This window comes from Streptomyces sp. NRRL F-2664, assembly GCF_000719345.1.
Taxonomy (GTDB): Bacteria; Actinomycetota; Actinomycetes; order Streptomycetales; family Streptomycetaceae; genus Streptomyces.
The window spans coordinates 230,947-250,284 of sequence record NZ_JOFX01000001.1 but is presented as its reverse complement, the minus strand read 5'-3'; the positions used below and the strand labels follow the sequence as shown (position 1 = coordinate 250,284).

Genomic DNA, 19,338 nt, shown 5'->3' with positions numbered 1-19,338 from the left:
AGTCACTCGTGACCGGTCCGGCACCCCGGCGGGCCCGACGGTTGGATGTCAGGAAGCGGGATCCTGCGTCCCCACCAGCCACATGGCGAAGAACTGCGCACCGCCGCCGTAGGCGTGGCCCAGCGCCCGACGCGCTCCCGGCACCTGGTGCTCCCCGGCATCACCGCGCACCTGGAGGGCCGCCTCGGCGAAGCGGATCATCCCGGACGCGCCGATCGGATTGGTGGACAGCACACCGCCGGAGGGGTTGACCGGGAGGTCCCCGTCGATCTCGGTGACGCCCGCCTCGGTGAGCTTCCAGCCCTCGCCCTCCTCGGCGAAGCCCAGGTTCTCCAGCCACATCGGCTCGTACCAGGAGAAGGGGACGTACATCTCGACGGCGTCGATCTCCCGGCGCGGGTCGGTGATCCCGGCCTGCCGGTAGACGTCGGCCGCGCAGTCCTTACCGGCCTGCGGGGAGACGAAGTCCTTGCCTGCGAAGAGGGTGGGTTCGCTGCGCATCGCGCCGCCGTGCACCCAGGCGGCCGGTTTCGGGGACCGGGCGGCGCCCGCCCGATCGGTGAGGACCATGGCGCACGCGCCGTCGGAGGAGGGGCAGGTCTCGGAGTATCGGATCGGGTCCCACAGCATCGGCGAGGCCCGGACCTTCTCCAGGGTGATGTCGTGCTCGTGCAGGTGCGCGTACGGGTTCTTCAGGGCGTTGCGCCGGTCCTTGTACGCCACGAGCGAGCCGACCGCGTCGGGTGCGCCGGTGCGCCGCATGTACGCGCGCACGTGCGGGGCGAAGAAGCCCCCGGCACCGGCGAGCAGGGGCTGTTGGAAGGGGACGGGGAGGGACAGGCCCCACATGGCGTTGGACTCGGACTGCTTCTCGAAGGCGAGGGTGAGGACCGTGCGGTGGACGCGGGCCGCGACCAGGTTGGCGGCGACGAGCGCGGTGGACCCGCCCACCGAGCCGGCCGTGTGCACGCGCAGCATCGGCTTGCCGACGGCGCCGAGCGCGTCCGCCAGGTACAGCTCGGGCATCATCACCCCCTCGAAGAAGTCGGGGGCCTTGCCGATGACGACGGCGTCGATGTCGGCCCAGGTCAGCTCGGCGTCGGCGAGGGCGCGCAGGGCGGCCTCGCGGACGAGTCCGGCGATGGACACGTCGTGGCGGGCGGCGACGTGCTTGGTCTGGCCGATGCCGACGACGGCCACGGACTCTTTGCTCACCTTGTGTCCCCTTCCAGGACGGCGACCAGGTTCTGCTGGAGGCAGGGACCCGAGGTGGCGTGCGCGACGGCACGGTCGGAGACGCCGCGATGGATGCGGGCGGCGGCCTCGCCGATGCGGATCAGGCCGGCGGCCATCATCGGGTTGGCGGCCAGCGCCCCGCCGGACGGGTTGACGGCGACGGATCCGGTGCCGTGGCCGTTGCCGGTGCCGTTGCCGTGGCCGGTGGCGGTCGCGCGGAGGCCGAGGGCCTTGCGGAGCACCACCTCCTGCGAGGAGAACGGCGCGTGCAGTTCCGCCGTGTCCACGGGGGCGTCGAAGAAGCCGGCGTGCTGCGCCGCGATCCGGGTCGACGGGGAGTCGGTCAGGTCGCGCAGGCCCGGACCGTGCGCTTCGATGCGGTGGTCGATGCCGGTGATCCAGGCGGGGCGTTCGCACAGCTGTCGCGCGAGGTCGCCGGCGGCCAGGACCACCGCTGCGACGCCGTCGCCGATGGGCGGGCAGTCCCCGGTCCGCAACGGCCGGACCTGGTAGTCGCCCTGTGGGACGGTGCCGCGGAGCTGGGCGTGCGGGTTGGCCCCGGCGTCGGCCCGGCTGCGGGCCGCGATGGCGGCGAGCTCGGACTCGTCGGTCTCGCCCGCGTCGATGAGGGCCTGGGCCTGGAGGGCGGCCAGGGCCACCGAGTCGGGCCAGAGCGGGGCGAGGTAGTACGGGTCGAGCTGCCGGGTCAGCACGTCGCGCACGGATCCCGGCGAGGACTTCCCGTACGAGTAGACGAGCGCGGTGTCCGCCTCGCCGGTCTGGAGCTTGACCCAGGCCTCGTAGAGGGCCCAGGCGCCGTCCATCTCGACATGGGACTCCGAGATCGGCGGCCAGGCGCCCACCCCGTCGAGGGTCATGGTGAAGGAGAAGGCGCGGCCCGCGAGGTAGTCGCTGGAGCCCGAGCAGGTGAAGCCGATCTCGCCGGCCCTCAGTCCGGTGGCGGCCAGCACCTGGTGCAGGACGGGCATGACCATCTCGACTTCGCTCAGTTCGTCGGTGCGGCGCAGGTGGTCGCTCTGCGCGAAGGCGACCACGGCCACGTCGCGTGCGTACCGGCTCGCCTCGGGCCCGGTCATCAGATGAGCTCCTTGTACGCGTCGTAGTCGGCGTCCGGTTCGCCGGTGGGGCGGTAGTGGTCGGGGTAGCGGCCGCCTTCGGTCCAGACGGGCTCGACGCGCAGGCCCATACGGACCTGGTCGTACGGGATGCCGCCGATCCGGCCGTGGAGGGCGAGGCCGGCGCCGTCGAGGGCGATGTGTGCGTAGACGTAGGGGACGTCGATGTCGAGGCCCTTGGCCTTGATGTTGACGATGCAGAAGGTGGTGACGGTGCCGGCCGGGCCGACCTCGACCCGGTCGGTGGTGGCGACGCCGCAGGTGGGGCAGGCACCGCGGGGCGGGACGTACACCTTGTGGCAGGACGGGCAGCGCTCGCCGACGGTCCGCCGTTCGGAGAGGGCGTTGATGTAGGCGGTCTGGGCACGGCCGGGGCTGTAGACGTAGTCGAGGCGGGCCTCGGCGACGATGCCGGTGACGGGGTCCTGGAAGACTCCGTCGTGCGCGGCGGGCCCGGCCTCGGCGGCGGGGCCGTCGAAGGGCTCGAAGCAGGCGATGTCGGTGATGGCGCCGGTGCGCTCGGCGGCCCAGCGGACGCGGACCCGCATGCCGGTGCGCACGGCTTCGGGGCCGAGGGCGTCGAGTGCGTGGAGGAGGGCGGTGTCGGCACCGTCGAGCCTGACCAGCGCCCAGGCGAAGGGGGTGTCGAGGGGCTGGTGGGGGCGGGGGTGATCGTTCCAGGCCCAGGTGGTGACGGTGCCGGTGGCGGCCACCTCGACGAGCGCGCGGACCTCCTCGGAGGTCACGGGGTCGTACTCGACGGGCGGGACCACCACCCTGCCGTCCGAGGTCTTCACGCCGAGGACGGTCTTCTCGCGCAGGCCGGTCAGGAAGGCGCTCTGCACGGGCCCGAGGGACCGGGTGAAGGGGAACTCGACGACGAGAGGCGCGCGGAGCACCTCCGGTGGGGAGGCAGCTGTCATGGTGGCTCTCCGTTGCAATGGGTTCCGGTGATGATCGAGACCTGCGCGAGGCCCGCCCTTCCGGCCCCGCCTGCGTGCGAGGCACTTCTCGGCCCGCCGGCGGTCGAGGCGCGGGGTCGGGGGCGCAGCCGCGGTCCTTGTGCCACGCCGGCACGTGGGGCGCAGGACCGGGCATCCCCCGACGGGGGCCGCAGGGTCACTCCCGCCGATACACCGGCTCGCGCTTCTCCGCAAAGGCCCGCGCCCCCTCCTTGGCGTCCGCCGTGTCGAAGACGGGCCACCCGCGCAGGAGTTCGGAGGCCAGTCCCTCCGTCTCCGTCAGCCCGGCGGTCTCGTAGACCGACGCCTTGACCGCCTCCACCGCCAACGGGCCGCACGCGTTGATCCGCTCGGCGATCTCCAGGGCCGCGTCGAGTGCCGTTCCGTCCGGGACGACCCGTCCGACGAGCCCGATCCGCGCGGCTTCCTCGGCGGAGTACGGACGTCCGGTCAGCAGCATCTCCAAAGCGTGCGTGCGCGGGATCTGCCGGGGCAGCCGCACCGTGGAGCCCCCGATCGGAAAGAGCCCCCGCTTGACCTCGAAGAGTCCGAAGGTGGCACTCTGCGCCGCCACGCGGATGTCGGTGCCCTGGAGGATCTCGGTGCCACCGGCCACGCAGTAGCCCTCCACCGCCGCGATCACGGGCTTGCGCGGCCGGTGGTGGCGGAGCATCGCCTTCCAGTGCAGGTCGGGGTCGGCCTTGAGGCGGTCCCGGTACTGGTCGCCCGCCATGCCCTTGCCGGCCAGCGCCTTGAGGTCCATGCCCGCGCAGAAGTCGCCGCCCGCTCCGGTCAGCACCACGGAGCGGATCTCGTGGTCGGCGTCCGCCTCCAGCCAGCCGTCGTACAGCCCCACCAGCAGCGGCAGCGAGAGCGCGTTCTTCGCCTCGGGCCTGTTCATGGTGAGCACCAGCGTGGCGCCGCGGCGTTCCACGGTCAGGTGTTCCGTCCCACCCATTGCCGTCCTCCCGTCTGAAGACCTAGAACAGGTTGCAGTAGGGGAGGGTGCAGTTCAATAGCTTTCTGACACTCAGTCAGGTTTTTTGGACGGTGCCCTTCCCAGTTGCCGGGCGCGGCGCTCTAATGACCGCCGGGCGTCCGGCCACGGGGCCGGTCACCGGGGAACAACGGGGTCAGGAGGAACGGTGGAGTACAACCTTGCCGACCTGTTCGAGTCGGTCGTGGACGTGGTCCCGGACCGCGAGGCCCTCGTGTACGTCGACCACCCCGGTACGGGCGCCGAGCGCCGCCTCACGTACGCGGAGCTGGACGCGGCGGCGAACCGGATCGCGCACCACCTGCTGGACAGCGGCCTGGAGGCCGGCGAGCACCTCGGCCTCCACCTCTACAACGGGATCGAGTACCTCCAGACCGTCCTGGCCTGCCTGAAGGCCCGGCTGGTCCCGGTGAACGTCAACTACCGTTATGTGGAAGAGGAATTGGTCTACCTCTACAACGACGCCGACCTCGCGGCGCTCGTCTTCGAGGGCGAGTTCACCGCGCGGGTGGCGGCCGCGCTGCCGAAGACACCGAAGCTGCGGCACCTCGTCCGGGTCGGCACGGCACCCGAAGGGGCGGCGGAGCCGTCGATCGCACCGGTGGCGTTCGCGGACGCGGAGGCGGCCGGATCGCCCGGGCGCGGGTTCCCCCCGCGCAGCGCCGACGACCTCTTCATCATCTACACCGGCGGCACCACGGGCATGCCCAAGGGCGTGATGTGGCGCGCGGAGGACCTCTTCTTCGCGGGGCTCTTCGGCGGTGAGCCGTCGGGCGAACCGGTGAAGCGGCCGGAGGAGCTGGCGGAGCGGGTGGCTGCGCGCGGCGCCGGGCTCACCTTCTTCCCGGCTCCCCCGCTGATGCACGGGACGTCGACGCTGACCTCGTTCATCGCCTTCAACTACGGCCAGCGGGTGGTCATCCACCGCAAGTACGTCCCCGAGGAGGTGCTGCGCACGATCGAGAAGGAGAAGGTGTCGAGCGTGTCGCTCGTCGGCGACGCCATGCTGAGGCCGCTCATCGACGCCCTGAACGGTCCGCTGAGGGGCACCGACCTGTCGTCGCTGTTCAGCGTCTCCTCGTCGGGGGCCATCATGTCCGAGACGGTGCGCGCGGAGTTCCAGAGGCTGGTGCCGAACGTCCTGCTTCTGAACAATTTCGGGTCCTCGGAGTCCGGGTCCAACGGCCGCGCCACGGACGACTCCGGCCCGGAGAAGGGCTTCCGCCTGGAGGTCAACGACCGTACGCAGGTGGTGGACCCGGTGACGCACGAACCGGTGGCGGTCGGCGAGCCGGGACGGCTGGCGCAGCGCGGCCATGTTCCGCTCGGCTACTACAACGACCCGGAGAAGACCGCCGACACCTTCTTCCAGAAGGGCGGCGAGCGCTGGGTCCTCCTCGGCGACATGGCGACCGTCGACGAGCAGGGCATCGTCACGGTCCTGGGCCGCGGCTCCCAGTGCATCAACACGGGTGGCGAGAAGGTCTACCCGGAAGAGGTCGAGCAGGCGCTGAAGGCGCATCCCGACGTGTACGACGCGCTGGTGGCCGGTGTCGCGGACCCGACGTGGGGCAGCCACGTGGCCGCGGTGGTCCAGGTACGGCCGGGCGCGGAGGCGCCGACGCTGGACGCCATCCAGAACCACTGCCGCACCCGACTGGCGGGCTACAAGATCCCGCGGCAGCTGGTCGTCGCGCCCGCCATCCAGCGTTCACCGAGCGGCAAGGCGGACTACCGCTGGGCGAAGGCGGTCGCCACGGAGGCGGACGCCGGTACGGACGCGGGCGGGGGCACGGCGCCCTGAACCGCCGCGCGGGCCGGCCCCGGTCTGTGCACCCCCCCGGCCCCCGGCCCGCCCGCCGCCGCGCGCCACCGCTGCCCTCCGGGCCTGCGAGGCCGCCGTGCGCGACGGCCGCCCGCATCGCGGGGTCGCCGGCGGGCGGGGTGCCCGAGCAGCCGCACCGCGGCTCCTGCCGGCTGGACGTCCAGGAGCCCGGCGGGACACCACAGCTCAGTCCGGCGAGGCCGGGCGCGGGTCTGCCGTCCGTGCGTCCGCGAGCACCGGCACCTCCCCCGCGACCCGGCGCAGGGCTGCCCGGGGGGCGCGTCGTAGGGCTCGGTGCCCGCACCGAGGCGGGCCGAGCCGGCCGGTCCTGGCGGTCCGCGCGGTACGTGAACCCGTCGGCCGGCACGGCCGAGTCGCCGGTGCCGCGCAGGGCGAGCAGGATCAGGGTGGGGCGGGCCAGTCCGGTCCCGTCGTGCGCGGAGAAGGTGGGAGGGCGGCCACGAGAAAAGACGATCACTCGTTCGAGTCATTGATTTCACCAGCAGAAGCCTGGCAATCTACCGAATGATCGGTCGGTTACTTGGGGCTACTCACGATGAGGTGACGACATGGCGGCGCAGGCGGTCTTCCACGACGAGGGTGAGCGGCTGGGCCGCGACGAGTTGGCGGCACTCCAGCTCAAGCGACTGCGGGCGACGCTGCACCGGGCGTACGCGTGCGTGCCGTTCTACCGGCAGGCCTTCGAGAAGGCCGGCGTCCACCCCGACGACTGCCGTTCGCTCGCCGACCTCTCCCTCTTCCCCCTCACCGGCAAGGCCGACCTGCGCGACCAGTACCCCTTCGGGATGTTCGCGGTACCGCGCTCCGAGGTGCGCCGCATCCACGCCTCCAGCGGCACCACCGGGCGTCCGACCGTCGTCGGGTACACCGAGGGGGATCTGTCCACCTGGTCCGATGTCGTGGCCCGGTCGATACGCGCCGCGGGCGGCAGGCCCGGCCAGATCGTGCACGTCGCCTACGGGTACGGGCTGTTCACGGGCGGCCTGGGCGCGCACTACGGCGCCGAGCGCCTCGGCTGTACGGTCGTGCCCGCATCGGGCGGGATGACGGACCGCCAGGTCCGGCTCATCCAGGACTTCCGGCCGGAGGTCATCATGGTCACGCCGTCCTACATGCTCACCCTGCTGGACGAGATGGAGCGCCAGGGCATCGACCCGCGCACCACCTCGCTCCGCACGGGGATCTTCGGCGCGGAGCCGTGGACCGAGGAGATGCGCCGGGAGATCGAGGAGCGTCTGGGCATGGACGCGGTCGACATATACGGCCTGTCGGAGGTCATCGGGCCCGGCGTGGCGCAGGAATGCGTCGAGACGAAGGACGGCCTGCACATCTGGGAGGACCACTTCTATCCCGAGGTGGTCGATCCCCTGACGGGTGCCGTACTGCCGGAGGGCGAGCTCGGGGAGTTGGTGTTCACCTCCCTCACCAAGGAGGCGATGCCGGTGATCCGCTACCGCACCCGGGACCTGACGCGGCTGCTCCCCGGCACGGCACGGCCGGCGTTCCGCCGCATGGAGAAGATCACCGGCCGCAGCGACGACATGATCATCCTGCGTGGGGTGAACCTCTACCCGACCCAGATCGAGGAGATCCTGCTCCGGACGCCCGGGCTGGCCCCCCACTTCCAGCTGAGGCTGGGCCGGGAGGGCCGGATGGACACTCTGACGGTCCGGGTGGAGGCCCGCCGGGGGGCGGACCCCTCCCGGCGGGAGGCGGCGGCGGCCGAGGTGGTCCAGGCGGTCAAGGCGGGCATCGGCGTCTCGGTCCGCGTCGAGGTGGTGGACCCGGAGACCTTGGAACGCTCCGTGGGCAAGATCAAAAGACTCGTCGACCCCCGCACCCCCACCCGCCCCCCTGCGCCGCCCGCCGGGTCGTGACCGTCCGGTGGGGGACGGCTGGTCGGCCCTAGCGGGTGAGTCCGGGCCGCTCCCTCCGCCCGGTCAGCAGACGGGTACTCCGGGTACCTGGTTCTCCGGCACGCTGAGGTAGATGTTGGTCATGTAGCCCCCGTACTGCGGCAGGTGGGCCCACCAGTCGTTGGCGTAGGGCGGCTGGCTGACCTGCTGCCCGCGCTTCTGGCAGCCGACCAGGACCTCGACTCCGGCGGGCAGCGTGGTGATCGCTCCGGAGGTGGTCGTCGCCTGGGTGCGGACACGGACCCCGCTGCCCCAGGTGCCGACCCAGGTACCGGCGGGGCGGGAGGCGCCGGGAACGTTCAGCGAACGGGTCAACCGGCCGATGTCGGTGTAGGCCTTGCCGTAGGACGTTCCGCTGGGGTGCAGGGTGAAGACCGCCACGATGGAGCGGTCGCCCGCGCCCACCACACCGGTCGTGTGCAGCGCTGGGCGGGAGAGGTCCACGGCGTCGGCGTCCGCCGACGTCCGGGCCTGCGCTCCCACCGGTCCCCCGGCGGCTTCGGCGGCCTGCGCGGCCGTCGTGGTCGGGGCCGTGCAGCCACCCGAACTGAAGCCCGACCATCCCTGCTTGACGGCCCAGGGGCGGTTGAAGAAGCCGGCGATGCCGAAGTGCTGGTCGTAGCCGTCGGTGGCGCAGCGGGTGGACTGCCGCAGGTCACCGAGGACGTAGTCGCGGGTCGCCGCCGGGGCGGAGTCCAGCAGATGGCGGTAGATCTTCACGGTGTCACGGGCCGAGAGGGCCGTGTAGCCCCAGAAGCCGGGGTGGGTGGCGGGCGGCCGGGCGGTGTCCGTCAGGCCGAGCCGGGTGACCATCCGGTCGATGATCGCTCCCGAGCCGTTGTTCGACCAGAACGTGCTCGCGGCGGTGTCGTCGCTGCCGCGCAGCATGGTGTCGATCCTGGCCCGGTCGGCGGCCGACAGGGCGTCGGGGCTGCGGTTCCAGAGCACGTCCAGGGCGATCAGGAGCTTCACCACCGATGCGGACCGGAAGGGGGCGGCGGTGTTGACCTGTTCGGTGAAGGTGCCGGTCTGGCGGTCGAAGACCGCGACGCCCGCCGTCACCCCGGCCGGCACGTCGGCCGCAGCCGCAGCCGCAGCCGGAGGCGCCGAGGGGGACTCGTCGGACGCCACGGAGACGGCGGTCGCGCCGGTGCACAGGAGCGCGGCGAGGGCGGCGGTCAGCACGCCCGCCCGCACCGCGCTCCGTGCGTGGGTCAAGGTCATCATGTTCGTCCTCGGGAAGGGCGAGGCCTGGCTGCTGAACGGGTTGGGCCAACTCCGCCTGGAGCAGGACCGCTTCGACGATGCGTACGCGTTCTTCGCCCGTGCGCTGCGCCTGTTCGAGGAGAGGTCCGTGCGCACCGGCTGCGCGGGCGCGCGGGCCGGTATGGGTGCGGCCCGCCGCGAACAGGGCCGCTTCGAGGAGGCACTGCCCCTGCTGACCTCGGCGCTCGAACTGTGCCGGGAGCCGGAGGACATCTCGTCCATGGCCCATGTGCTGTACGGCATCGGGTACGTCCACCGGGAGCAGGGCCGCGACGACGAGGCGTGGGAGGCACTCTCCCGCGCCCACCGCCTGTACGTCAGCGCCGGGGACCGGCACGGCGAGGCGCTCGCGCTGCGCTCACTGGGCCTGTGCCATCGGGCGCGGGGCGACCTGGCGGGTGCGGAGGCCCTGCTGCGGCAGTCCCTCGCCATCTTCGAGGAGACGGACGACGCCTACGGCGTCATGTACGCGAGCCTGTCGCTGGCCAAGGTCGAGTTCCGGCAGGGCCGGACGACCGAGCCCCGGCAGCGGCTCGACCGGTGTCTGGAGATCACCCGCAAGCGTCAGGACGTGTTCGGCGAGGCCCTCGTCCTGCGCACCCTGGGCGAGTGGTACCTCGCCGCGTCCGACGCGGAGACGGCGACCGAGACCCTGCGGCAGGCCCTCGGCCTGTGGGACACGTTGCACCTGCCGCTGTGGCGTGCCCGCACCTTGCGGGACCTGGCGCGCGCCGCCCTGGCCCAGGGCCGGACGGCAGCGGCACGCGCGTTCGAGCAGGAGGCGTACGAGGTCTTCCAGCGGTTGGGCAGCCGCGAAGCGCTGGAGGGCCTGGAGCGGGGGGACGCCTCCGGGCGCTGAGGCAGCCTCGACGTGCGAAGCATCCGCGCCCTGCGTCCGACGGACTCACCGGCACCCAGACGGACTCACCGGCACTCATACGAGAGGCGACCGTTCGCCGTCGCCGGTGTGAACGGCGCGGCAGCCGCCGCCCGCGACCCCTGCCGGAAGAGGCCTGCACCATGACGCACACGTCTCCGCGTGCGCTCCGAGCGCTGACCACGTCCCTCCTCCTCACCGCCGCGGCGATGGCCGGTGCCGCGAGCGCGTCGGCGGCCGGGCAGCCGGCGGTGAGCGGGCAGCCGACTGCAGCCGTGCGGCCGGGCGCTGCCGGGGCCGCCGCGATGGACTTCACGGAGGTCCACGTGTGGGCGACCGGGGTCAACGTCCGCAACGCGGCCTCGGGAACCCCCTTCGAAACGTGCAAGACCTTTCCCTCCCGGCAGGATTGCAACACAACCAGGGGCATAATCCCGCCATGAACATGACTGCCGCGCGGCCCCTGCTGGCGTTCCTGCTCGTGGGAACCGGCCTCAGCGGCTGCTCCCTCCTTCCCCCGTACGAAACCTGCCGGGGGACGGAGGCGGCCGTGGCGGAGCTGGACCGGCTGCCCGTGCTGGAACTGCACCCCCCGGGCGCCGTGGCCGTCGGCGGGCCGTGGGCAGGAGCCCGCTGCGTCGACGACACGGGGGGCGCCTGGCTCACCGCCGATCGGCTCTACGCGTACGGCGGCACGCGGGAGGACGTGCTGGACCACTACCGCCGGGCGGCAGCCGCCGCGGGGTGGCGTCCCGTGGGCGACCTCGACACGGGGCCCGACGGCAGGATCGCCGTCTTCTGCTTCGAGAATCCCGACGGCCCGAGCATCACCCTCGCCTTCGACTCCCCGACCCGGCTCCGCGAGGTCCACGGCACGGAACCCCACCCCGCAGCCCGCCTCGGCGTGGACGCCCGGACCTGGTTCGCCTGGTCCGCGGAGGCCGCCCCCGACGGTTCCCGCATGAACTGCTAGCCGTCCGCGAGCGGGGCGGCGGCTGTGGGAGTGAGCCCGAGGCACACGTCCCGGCCGCGGGCCCGAGCGTCCTCGATCGCGCGGGCGACGTCGAGGACCGGAGGGGCGGCCGGACCGAAGGGGTACAAGGTGCGCGTCATGGACTCCGGTTGATCGGACGGCCGCTGCGGATCCGGGCGGGCCTCGCGTCACCGGCCCACCTCGCGCGCGCGACGGCCGCCGGCGCGCTCCGGTCGGCCGGGGACGTGCCGGGGACGTGCCGACAGCCGGACACGACACCGCGGCGGCGGCCGAAACCACCCCTTCGGGCTCATTTCGATCCGGGTCCCGGGAGCGGGCGGGCCCGCCCGGGTAGGGCATGAGGCGTGACTTCGACCCTCCGGCGCCTCCACGACCGGCTCCAGGGCTCCTCCGTCGGGCTGGCCTGGAGCCGCGGCCGGGAGATGGAGCTGATGCACCGGGCGATGGGCTTCGCGGCGCTCGGGTTCCTCACCCTGGTGCCGCTGCTGGTGGTCGTGGCGGCCGCGGCGCCGGGGAGCGGTTCCGGCTTCGGCCGCTGGCTCGGCCAGGCCCTCGGGGTGACGGTGTCCTCGCGGAACACGATCGAGATGGTGTTCGGCGCGGCGGACCTGGCGCTGGAGCGGACGACGGCCTTCGGGCTCGCCGCCCTCGCCGTCTTCGGCCTGACCTTCGGTGCGGCCGTGCAGACCGGCTACGAGAAAGTGTGGGACCTGCCGACCGCCCGCTGGCACACGATGTGGCGGCACGTGGTCTGGCTCGCCCTGCTGGTCTGCTACCTCGCGCTGCTGGTGGTGATCCCCGCTCCGTCGGACGACAGCCTGGGCTCGGTCCTCGGTACGCTCGGTGACCTCTTCGGCACCTGCCTGTTCTTCGTCGGCTCGCAGCGCCTGCTGCTCGGCGGCCGGGTCCGCTGGCGGGCCCTCGTACCGGGGGCGGTGGCCACCAGCATCGGGCTGCTCGGCCTGCGCCTCTTCTCGCAGCTGGTGTTCTCACCGCTCATCGCGTCCAACGCCGTGACCTACGGCCCCTTCGGGACGCTGCTGGTGGTCCAGTCCTGGCTCGTCGGCGTCGGGTTCGTCGTCTACGGCGGCGCGCTCGTGGGCCGGCTCGTGCACGAACGCCTCACCCTGCGGCGGTTGCGGCGCAGCGGTCTGCTCGCCGGGCTCCACCGGGAGCAGCACGCCCGCCACCGGCCGGAACCGGACTGACCGCACCGGGCCGACGGCTGCCGCACCGGGCCGACGACTTCCGTACCGGTGCACCGGGCCGCAGCGCGGCCGTGAGCCGGCGCGCCGGCAGGCGGATACCGAACGGGATGTTGACAGGTCGTCAGCGCACCTGAATGAGTGTGTGGGCACCGAGGCACCACGCACCACCTGTCCGAGCAACCACGGCCGCTGTCCGGCCACTTGGGAGGTACGTTGCACCGCAGCACGCGATCGACGCTCCGCCGCGCCGCCGTGGCCGGGGCGGCCCTGCTGGCCGCGACGGCCGCGGTCCCGCCGGCACACGCCCGGCCCCCGGCCCCCGCCGCGGCGGCGGATCGGATACCGGCCGGCGGCGGCCTGTCCGCCGTCATCCGCTACACGGAGAACGGCATCCCGCACATACTCGGCCGCACCTACGCCCAGGTCGGCTTCGGAACCGGCTGGGCGCAGGCGGCGGACCAGGTCTGCGTCCTCGCGGACGGCTTCGTGACCGTCTCGGGTGAACGCTCGCGCTGGTTCGGGCAGGACGCGACGACCGACGGGTCGCTCTCCTCGGTCACCCGGAACCTCTCCAGCGACCTGTACTTCAAGGGGGTCCGGGAGTCCGGCACGGTGGAGCGACTGCTGGCGACGCCCGCGCCGGCCGGCCCCAGCAAGGACCTCAAGGAGCTGATGCGCGGCTGGGCCGCCGGCTACAACGCCTGGCTCGCCCAGAACAGGGTCACCGACCCCGCCTGCAAGGACGCGGGCTGGCTCCGCCCGGTCACCACGGCCGACGTGGCCGCGCGCGGCTTCGCGATCGCGGTGCTCGGCGGCGAGGGGCGCGGCATCGACGGCATCACGGCCGCCCAGCCGCCGAGCCCGACCGCGCCGGCCCCGGCGCCGGCCGCTCCGCCCGCCCCGGCCCTGCCCCGGGCCGGCGGAGCACCGGCGGCCGCGCCCGAGGAGGCCGATCCGACCGCCGCGGCGGAGGCGGCGCGGGCGTTCTTCGACACGACGCGGTACGACATGGGCTCCAACGCGGTGGCCTTCGCCGGCTCCACGACGGCGAACGGCCGTGGTCTGCTGCTCGGCAACCCGCACTATCCGTGGCAGGGCGGGCGCCGCTTCTGGCAGTCGCAGCAGACCATCCCGGGCGAGCTGAACGTCTCCGGCGGCTCGCTGCTGGGCATGCCCGCGATCAGCATCGGTTTCAACGAGAAGGTGGCGTGGAGCCACACGGTGGCGACCGGCACCCCGGTCAACCTGCACGAGCTGACCCTCGACCCGGCGGACCCGACCGCGTACCTGGTGGACGGCGTCCCGCAGAGGATGATCCGGCGGACCGTCACCGTACCGGTGGCGGGCGGCGCCGCGGTGACCCGCACCCAGTGGTGGACCCGCTACGGCCCGGTGGTCACGAACCTGGGCCCGGGCCTGCCGCTGCCCTGGACCAGCCGGTCCGCCTACGCATTGAACGACCCCAACGCGGCGAACCTGCGCGGCTCCGACACCGCTCTCGCCCTGGGCCGGGCCCGCTCGGTCGCCGGGATCCAGGAAGCCCTCGCGCGCACGCAGGGCCTGCCGTGGGTCAACACGGTGGCCGCCGACTCGGCGGGCGGCACCCTCTTCACCCAGACCCAGGTGCTGCCCCGCATCACCGACGAGCTCGCCGCCCGCTGCTCCACCCCGCTGGGCCGGGCCACGTACCCGGCTTCGGGGCTGGCGGTGCTGGACGGCGCCCGCGGCGACTGCGCGATCGGCTCGGACGCCGACGCGGTGCAGCCGGGCGTGTTCGGCCCGGGGCGGGCGCCGACCCTGCGCGACGCCCCGTACGCGGAGAACTCCAACGACAGCGCCTGGCTGGCCAATGCGGACCGGCCGCTGACCGGCTATGAGCGGATCTGGGGCACGGTCGGCACCCCGCGGTCGGTGCGCACGCGCGGGGCGGTCGAGGACGTGTCGGCGATGGCCGCGAGGGGCCGGCTGACCGTGGCCGATCTGGAGAAGCAGCAGTTCGCGAACCGGGCGCCGGCCGGTGACCTGGCGGCTGCGGACGCCGCGCAGGCCTGCTCCGCGCTGCCCGGCGGCAGGGCCACGGCGGGCGACGGCTCGGCGGTGGACGTCTCCGCGGCCTGCGCGGTCCTGGCACGCTGGGACCGGACGACGGACACGTCCAGCCGGGGCGCGCTGTTCTTCGACCGGTTCTGGCGCAGGGTGACGGCGACGACGCCGCCCGCGGAACTGTGGCTGGTGCCGTTCTCGGCCGCCGACCCGGTCCGTACGCCGCGTACGCTCAACCGGGCGGCGCCCGGCATCGGGCGGGCGCTGGCGGACACCGTTGCGGAGCTGCGGGCGGCCGGCATCGCGCTGGACGCCCCGCTGGGTGAGCACCAGTTCGTGGTCCGGGACGGCCGGCGGCTGCCGGTGGGCGGCGGCACGGAGGCGCTCGGCGTCTGGAACAAGATCGAGGCGCGGTGGAACCCGGCGGCCGGCGGCTACCCGGACGTCGCGAGCGGATCGAGCCACATCCAGGCGGTCGGCTGGGACGGCAGCTCCTGCCCGGTGGCCCGCACCCTGCTCACGTACGGGCAGTCCTCGAACCCCGGTTCGCCGTACTCCGCGGACCAGACCCGGCTGTTCTCCCAGGAGCGCTGGGTCCGCGCGCGGTTCTGCGAGCGGGACATCCTCACCTCGCCGCGGTTGGAGGTGGTCCTGGTGCGCGAGCGGCGGTGACCGCATGCCGGTGCCTCGTCCCGGCCCGGCCCCGGCTCCCGGGCGGCGCCCCGGCTGAAGGGGTCAGGGGCTGACGGCGAGGAAGAGGTACGCGGCCAGCACCACGATGTGCACCCCGCCCTGGAGCAGCGTGGCACGCCCCGGGGCGAGGGTGAGCGTGCTGACCACGACGGTCAGGGCGAGCAGCACCATGTGGACCGGTCCGAGGCCGAGCAGGAGCGGGCCGGAGAGCCAGATCGAGGCCAGCGCGATCGCCGGGATGGTCAGTCCGATGCTGGCGATGGCGGAGCCGTAGGCGAGGTTGAGGCTGGTCTGGACGCGGTCGCGGCGGGCGGCGCGGACGGCGGCGAGGGTCTCGGGCAGCAGGACCAGCAGGGCGATGATCACACCGACGACGGCCTGGGGAAGCCCGGCCTTGGCCACGGCCGCCTCGATGGTCGGGGAGACCGCCTTGGCGTCGCCGACCACCGCGACGAGGGCGACCAGCAGCAGGCCCAGGCTGAGGAGGGCGGCGCGGGCGGTGGGCGGCGCCGCGTGGTCGTCCTGGTGGTCGGCGCCCCGCCCGGTGTCGACGGGCAGGAAGTAGTTGCGGTGGCGGACCGTCTGGACGGCGACGAACAGGCCGTAGAGGGCGAGTGAGGCGACGGCGGCGAAGGTCAGCTGTGCGGTGGAGAACTCCGGACCGGGCTTGCTCGTGGTGAAGGTCGGCAGCACCAGGCTCAGGGTGGCGAGGGTGGCGACGGTGGCCAGGGCCGCACCGGACCCCTCGGGATTGAAGACGGCGACCCGGTTGCGCAGGGCGCCGACGAGCAGGGACACGCCCACGATGCCGTTGCAGGTGATCATGACGGCGGCGAACACGGTGTCCCGTGCCAGGGAGGCGGTCTTGTCGCCGCCGTCGGCCATCAGGGTGACGATGAGGGCCACTTCGATGACCGTGACCGCGACGGCGAGGATGAGCGAACCGAAGGGTTCGCCCACCCGGTGGGCGACGACCTCGGCGTGGTGGACGGCCGCCAGGACCGCGCCGGCCAGGCACAGGGCGACGAGCACCACCGCGAAACCCGGTAGGTCCCGCCCCCAGCTGAGGACCAGCGCGACCAGCGCCACCACGGGGACCAGGACGGTCCAGTCGACCAGGGGGGATCTGCGCTTAGTCGTACCCATATCGCCCAACTTGCCAGAAGCATCCCCCGGAGGCGTCGCACGGCGCGCTCCCCCGCCACCGACGTGGCCGGCGTCGATGCGCGCCACGGCCCGTGCCGGCGGTGTGCGCCCGGGCCCGGTGGTCACATCGCGCGTTCGTGGCCCTCCCAGTACGGGTCCCGCAGACGGCGCTTGTAGAGCTTGCCGTTCGGGTCGCGCGGCATCGTCCCGATGAAGTCGACGCTCTTCGGCCGCTTGTACCCGGCGAGCTGCCGCTCGCAGTGGTGGAGGATCTCCGCGGCGAGGGCGTCCGCGGCGGTGAAGCCCTCGGCCGGTTCGACGACGGCCTTGACCTCCTCGCCCCAGTCGGCGTGCGGGATGCCGAACACTGCGGCGTCCGCGACCGCCGGATGGCTGAGCAGGACCGACTCGATCTCCGCCGGGTAGATGTTGACCCCGCCGGAGATGATCATGTCGATCTTGCGGTCGCGGAGGAAGAGGTAGCCCTCCTCGTCCATCAGCCCGAGGTCCCCGACGGTGAAGAAGTCGCCGATGCGGTTCTTCTGCGTCTTGCCCTCGTCCTTGTGGTAGCTGAAGCCGCCGGTGTTCATCTTCATGTAGACGGTGCCGAGTTCCCCGGGGGGCAGCCGGTTGCCGTCGTCGTCGAAGACGGCCAGTTCGCTGATCGGCCAGGCCCTGCCCACGGTTCCCGGCTTCTTCAGCCAGTCCTCGGCGGTCGCGAAGGCGCCGCCGCCCTCGCTCGCGGCGTAGTACTCCTCCACGCAGCCGCCCCACCAGTCGATCATCGCCCGCTTGACGTGGTCGGGACAGGGTGCGGCGCCGTGGATGGCGTGCCGCATCGAGGAGACGTCGTAGGCGTCCTTGGTCTCCTGCGGGAGGGCGAGGAGCCGGTGGAACTGGGTCGGCACCATGTGGGTGTGCGTGCAGGCGTGGGCGTCGATCAGGCGCAGCATCTCCTGCGGGGTCCACTTGTCCATGAGGACGAGCGGGTGCCCGATGTGCAGGGCGGCGCCCGCGAACTGCAGGACGGCCGTGTGGTAGAGCGGTGAGCAGACGAGGTGGACGTTGCCGTCGAAGGGCCGGATCCCGAAGATGCCGAGGAAGCCGCCGAGGTAGGTCTCCTCCGGGAGCCTGCCGGGCAGGGGGCGGCGGATGCCGCGCGGCCGGCCGGTGGTGCCGGAGGTGTAGTTCATGACCCAGCCCAGGGTGCGGTCGGCCGGGGGCGTGGCCGGCTGCCCGTCGAGGAGTTCGCCGTACGGGCGGAAGCCGGGGACGGCTCCGACGCAGTAGCGGTGGCTCGCGGGCAGGGCGGCCTCGTCGGCCGCGGCGGTGGCGGCATCGGCGAAGCGCTCGTGGGCGATCAGGACCTTCGCGCCGGAGTCGGAGACGATCCAGGCGATCTCGGGACCCACGAGGTGGTGGTTGACGGGAACGAGGTAGAAGCCGGCCTGGGAGGCGGCGAGGTAGGCGGTGAGGAACTCGACGCCGTTGGGCAGGACGACGGCGAAGACGTCGCCCCGCTCCAGCCCGGCGGCGCGCAGGCCGTGGACGAGGCGGTTGGCGTCGGCGTGCAGCCGGCCGGCGCTCCACTCCTCGCCCCCGGGGGCGGTCAGGACGGTGCGTGCGGGGTCTGCGGCGGCCTGGGCCCAGAAGCCGTTCGGGGGCTGCTGGCCGGCGGCGGTGGTGCTGGACGGGGTGGCGGTCATGGCGTCACGCCTCTCGGACTCGGCCGGCGATGCGGTTGATGCGGTCGATGGCCCTCTCGAAACCGCTGGTGAGCTCGTCGAAGACGGCCTGGACGCTGCGTTCGACGTTCATCCGGCCGACGATCTGGCCGACGGGTGTGCCGAGCAGCGGCTGGACCTCGTACTTCTGGATGCGGGAGACGGCCTCGGCGACGAGGAGGCCCTGGAGGGGCATGGGGAGCGCGCCGGGGCCGTCGGGGTCGTCCCAGGCGTCGGTCCACTCGGTGCGCAGTTGGCGGGCGGGCTTGCCGGTGAGGGCGCGGGAGCGGACGGTGTCGCCGGAACCTGCGGCGAGGAGCTTCTCGGTGAGGGCGCGCGAGTGCAGGTCGGCCTCGGTGGTGGTGAGCCAGAGGGAGCCGAGCCAGGCGCCCTGTGCGCCGAGGACGAGGCCGGCGGCGATCTGCTCTCCGCTGCCGATGCCGCCGGCGGCGAGGACCGGGAGGGGGGCGACGGCCTCGACGATCTCGGGTACCAGGACCATGGTGGCAATGTCGCCGGTGTGACCGCCTGCTTCGTAGCCCTGGGCGACGACGACGTCGATGCCGGCTTCGGCGTGGCGGCGGGCGTGCTTGGCGCTGCCGGCGAGGGCGGCGACGAGGATGCCGTGGTCGTGGGCGCGGGCGATGACGTCGGCGGGCGGGGAACCGAGGGCGTTCGCCAGGAGTTTGACGGGGTAGTCGAAGGCGACGTCCAGCTGGCTGCGTGCGACCTGCTCCATCCAGCCGGTGATGCGCCAGCCGGAGGCTTCTCCCTCGGCGAGTTCGGGCACGTGGTGCTTGGCGAGGACGTCACGGACGAAGGCGCGGTGCCCGGCCGGGATCATCGCCTCGATGTCGGCTTCGCCGATGCCGTCGACGGCCTTCTTGGCGGGCATGACGACGTCCAGGCCGTAGGGCTTGCCGTCGGTGTGCGCCTGCATCCAGTCGAGGTCGCGCTTGAGGTCGTCGGGCGCGGTGTAGCGGACCGCACCGAGTACGCCGAAACCACCCGCTCGGGTGATCGCGGCGGCGACCGCCGGGAAGGGCGTGAAGCCGAAGATGGCGTGCTCGACTCCCAGTTTCTTGCTCAGCTCCGTCTCCATGGGCGGCAGGATGCCGCAGCCCGGCGGGCGAGGGAAGGGCTTTCCTGATGCAGTGTCAGATTCTTTGCGGGTCCGCCGGTGCGGGCCCTGGCCGGCGGGCGGGCAGATACCCACTAGCCTGCGCTGCGCCTGCGGCGCCGCCCGGCGGGTGCCGGCCGGCCCGGGGCGGCAGGGCCGGTGGCACGGGCGGGC

Annotated in this window: 14 protein-coding genes and 1 pseudogene; 6 read left to right on the top strand and 9 right to left on the bottom strand. The window is 73.1% G+C overall.

Annotated features, from left to right (window positions below):
- Positions 1–48 precede the first annotated feature (48 nt).
- The 4 genes from IF89_RS0101125 to IF89_RS0101110 form a co-directional block, all read right to left on the bottom strand.
- A complete protein-coding gene (locus tag IF89_RS0101125) occupies positions 49–1,215 on the bottom strand; it encodes a thiolase domain-containing protein (protein WP_030759627.1) in 1,167 nt (388 codons plus the stop codon).
- The gene (locus IF89_RS0101120; RefSeq protein ID WP_030759624.1) at positions 1,212–2,333 is read right to left on the bottom strand and encodes a thiolase domain-containing protein; all 1,122 of its coding nucleotides are present in this window, start codon (positions 2,331–2,333) and stop codon (positions 1,212–1,214) included. The genes IF89_RS0101125 and IF89_RS0101120 overlap by 4 nt, the downstream gene beginning before the upstream one ends.
- Positions 2,333–3,295: a Zn-ribbon domain-containing OB-fold protein gene (locus tag IF89_RS0101115; protein ID WP_030759621.1), complete on the bottom strand. Its 963-nt coding sequence runs from the start codon at positions 3,293–3,295 to the stop codon at positions 2,333–2,335. The genes IF89_RS0101120 and IF89_RS0101115 overlap by 1 nt, the downstream gene beginning before the upstream one ends.
- Before the next feature lie 196 nt (positions 3,296–3,491).
- The gene (locus IF89_RS0101110; RefSeq protein WP_030759618.1) at positions 3,492–4,292 is read right to left on the bottom strand and encodes a crotonase/enoyl-CoA hydratase family protein; all 801 of its coding nucleotides are present in this window, start codon (positions 4,290–4,292) and stop codon (positions 3,492–3,494) included.
- A gap of 187 nt (positions 4,293–4,479) precedes the next feature.
- Here IF89_RS0101110 and IF89_RS0101105 point away from each other — a divergent pair, with 187 nt between their 5' ends.
- Positions 4,480–6,135 (top strand): acyl-CoA synthetase, encoded by a 1,656-nt coding sequence (locus IF89_RS0101105; protein ID WP_030759616.1) that lies wholly within the window; start codon positions 4,480–4,482, stop codon positions 6,133–6,135.
- 590 nt (positions 6,136–6,725) lie between these two features.
- Complete coding sequence (gene paaK, locus IF89_RS0101100) at positions 6,726–8,054, top strand: phenylacetate--CoA ligase PaaK (RefSeq protein WP_030759613.1); 1,329 nt, start codon at positions 6,726–6,728, stop codon at positions 8,052–8,054.
- A 63-nt stretch (positions 8,055–8,117) separates the two neighbouring features.
- On the opposite strand, the gene IF89_RS0101095 is transcribed toward paaK, so the two are convergent.
- On the bottom strand, positions 8,118–9,320 hold the full coding sequence (locus IF89_RS0101095) for a hypothetical protein (protein ID WP_420706849.1): 1,203 nt from the start codon (positions 9,318–9,320) through the stop codon (positions 8,118–8,120).
- On the opposite strand from IF89_RS0101095, the gene IF89_RS0101090 reads away from it, so the two are divergent.
- Together IF89_RS0101090 and IF89_RS40570 are read left to right on the top strand one after the other, a co-directional pair.
- A complete protein-coding gene (locus IF89_RS0101090; protein WP_030759607.1) occupies positions 9,319–10,218 on the top strand; it encodes a tetratricopeptide repeat protein in 900 nt (299 codons plus the stop codon). The two genes, IF89_RS0101095 and IF89_RS0101090, sit on opposite strands and share 2 nt — an antisense overlap.
- A gap of 457 nt (positions 10,219–10,675) precedes the next feature.
- Positions 10,676–11,209, top strand: a complete 534-nt coding sequence (locus tag IF89_RS40570) for a hypothetical protein (RefSeq protein ID WP_051806678.1) — start codon at positions 10,676–10,678, stop codon at positions 11,207–11,209.
- Positions 11,210–11,226: 17 nt separating this feature from the next.
- Here the strand turns inward: IF89_RS40570 and IF89_RS41650 are convergent.
- Positions 11,227–11,349 (bottom strand): annotated as a pseudogene (locus IF89_RS41650) (flavoprotein); the annotation flags it as partial.
- Positions 11,350–11,574: 225 nt separating this feature from the next.
- Between IF89_RS41650 and IF89_RS0101070 the strand changes: the two are divergent.
- Positions 11,575–12,438 (top strand): YhjD/YihY/BrkB family envelope integrity protein, encoded by an 864-nt coding sequence (locus IF89_RS0101070; RefSeq protein WP_051806677.1) that lies wholly within the window; start codon positions 11,575–11,577, stop codon positions 12,436–12,438.
- A gap of 213 nt (positions 12,439–12,651) precedes the next feature.
- Positions 12,652–15,153 carry a penicillin acylase family protein gene (locus IF89_RS0101065; protein ID WP_030759596.1) on the top strand — a complete coding sequence of 834 codons (2,502 nt, stop codon included), beginning with the start codon at positions 12,652–12,654 and terminating at the stop codon, positions 15,151–15,153.
- Between the two features lie 63 nt (positions 15,154–15,216).
- Here the strand turns inward: IF89_RS0101065 and IF89_RS0101060 are convergent, their stop codons facing one another.
- From IF89_RS0101060 to IF89_RS0101050, 3 genes are all read right to left on the bottom strand, one after another.
- On the bottom strand, positions 15,217–16,320 hold the full coding sequence (locus IF89_RS0101060) for a calcium:proton antiporter (RefSeq protein WP_030759593.1): 1,104 nt from the start codon (positions 16,318–16,320) through the stop codon (positions 15,217–15,219).
- 122 nt (positions 16,321–16,442) lie between these two features.
- Positions 16,443–18,026: an acyl-CoA synthetase gene (locus tag IF89_RS0101055; RefSeq protein ID WP_051806676.1), complete on the bottom strand. Its 1,584-nt coding sequence runs from the start codon at positions 18,024–18,026 to the stop codon at positions 16,443–16,445.
- Positions 18,027–18,030: 4 nt separating this feature from the next.
- Entirely contained in the window at positions 18,031–19,146 is a 1,116-nt protein-coding gene (locus IF89_RS0101050) for a nitronate monooxygenase (protein WP_030759586.1), read from the bottom strand.
- Positions 19,147–19,338 lie beyond the last annotated feature (192 nt).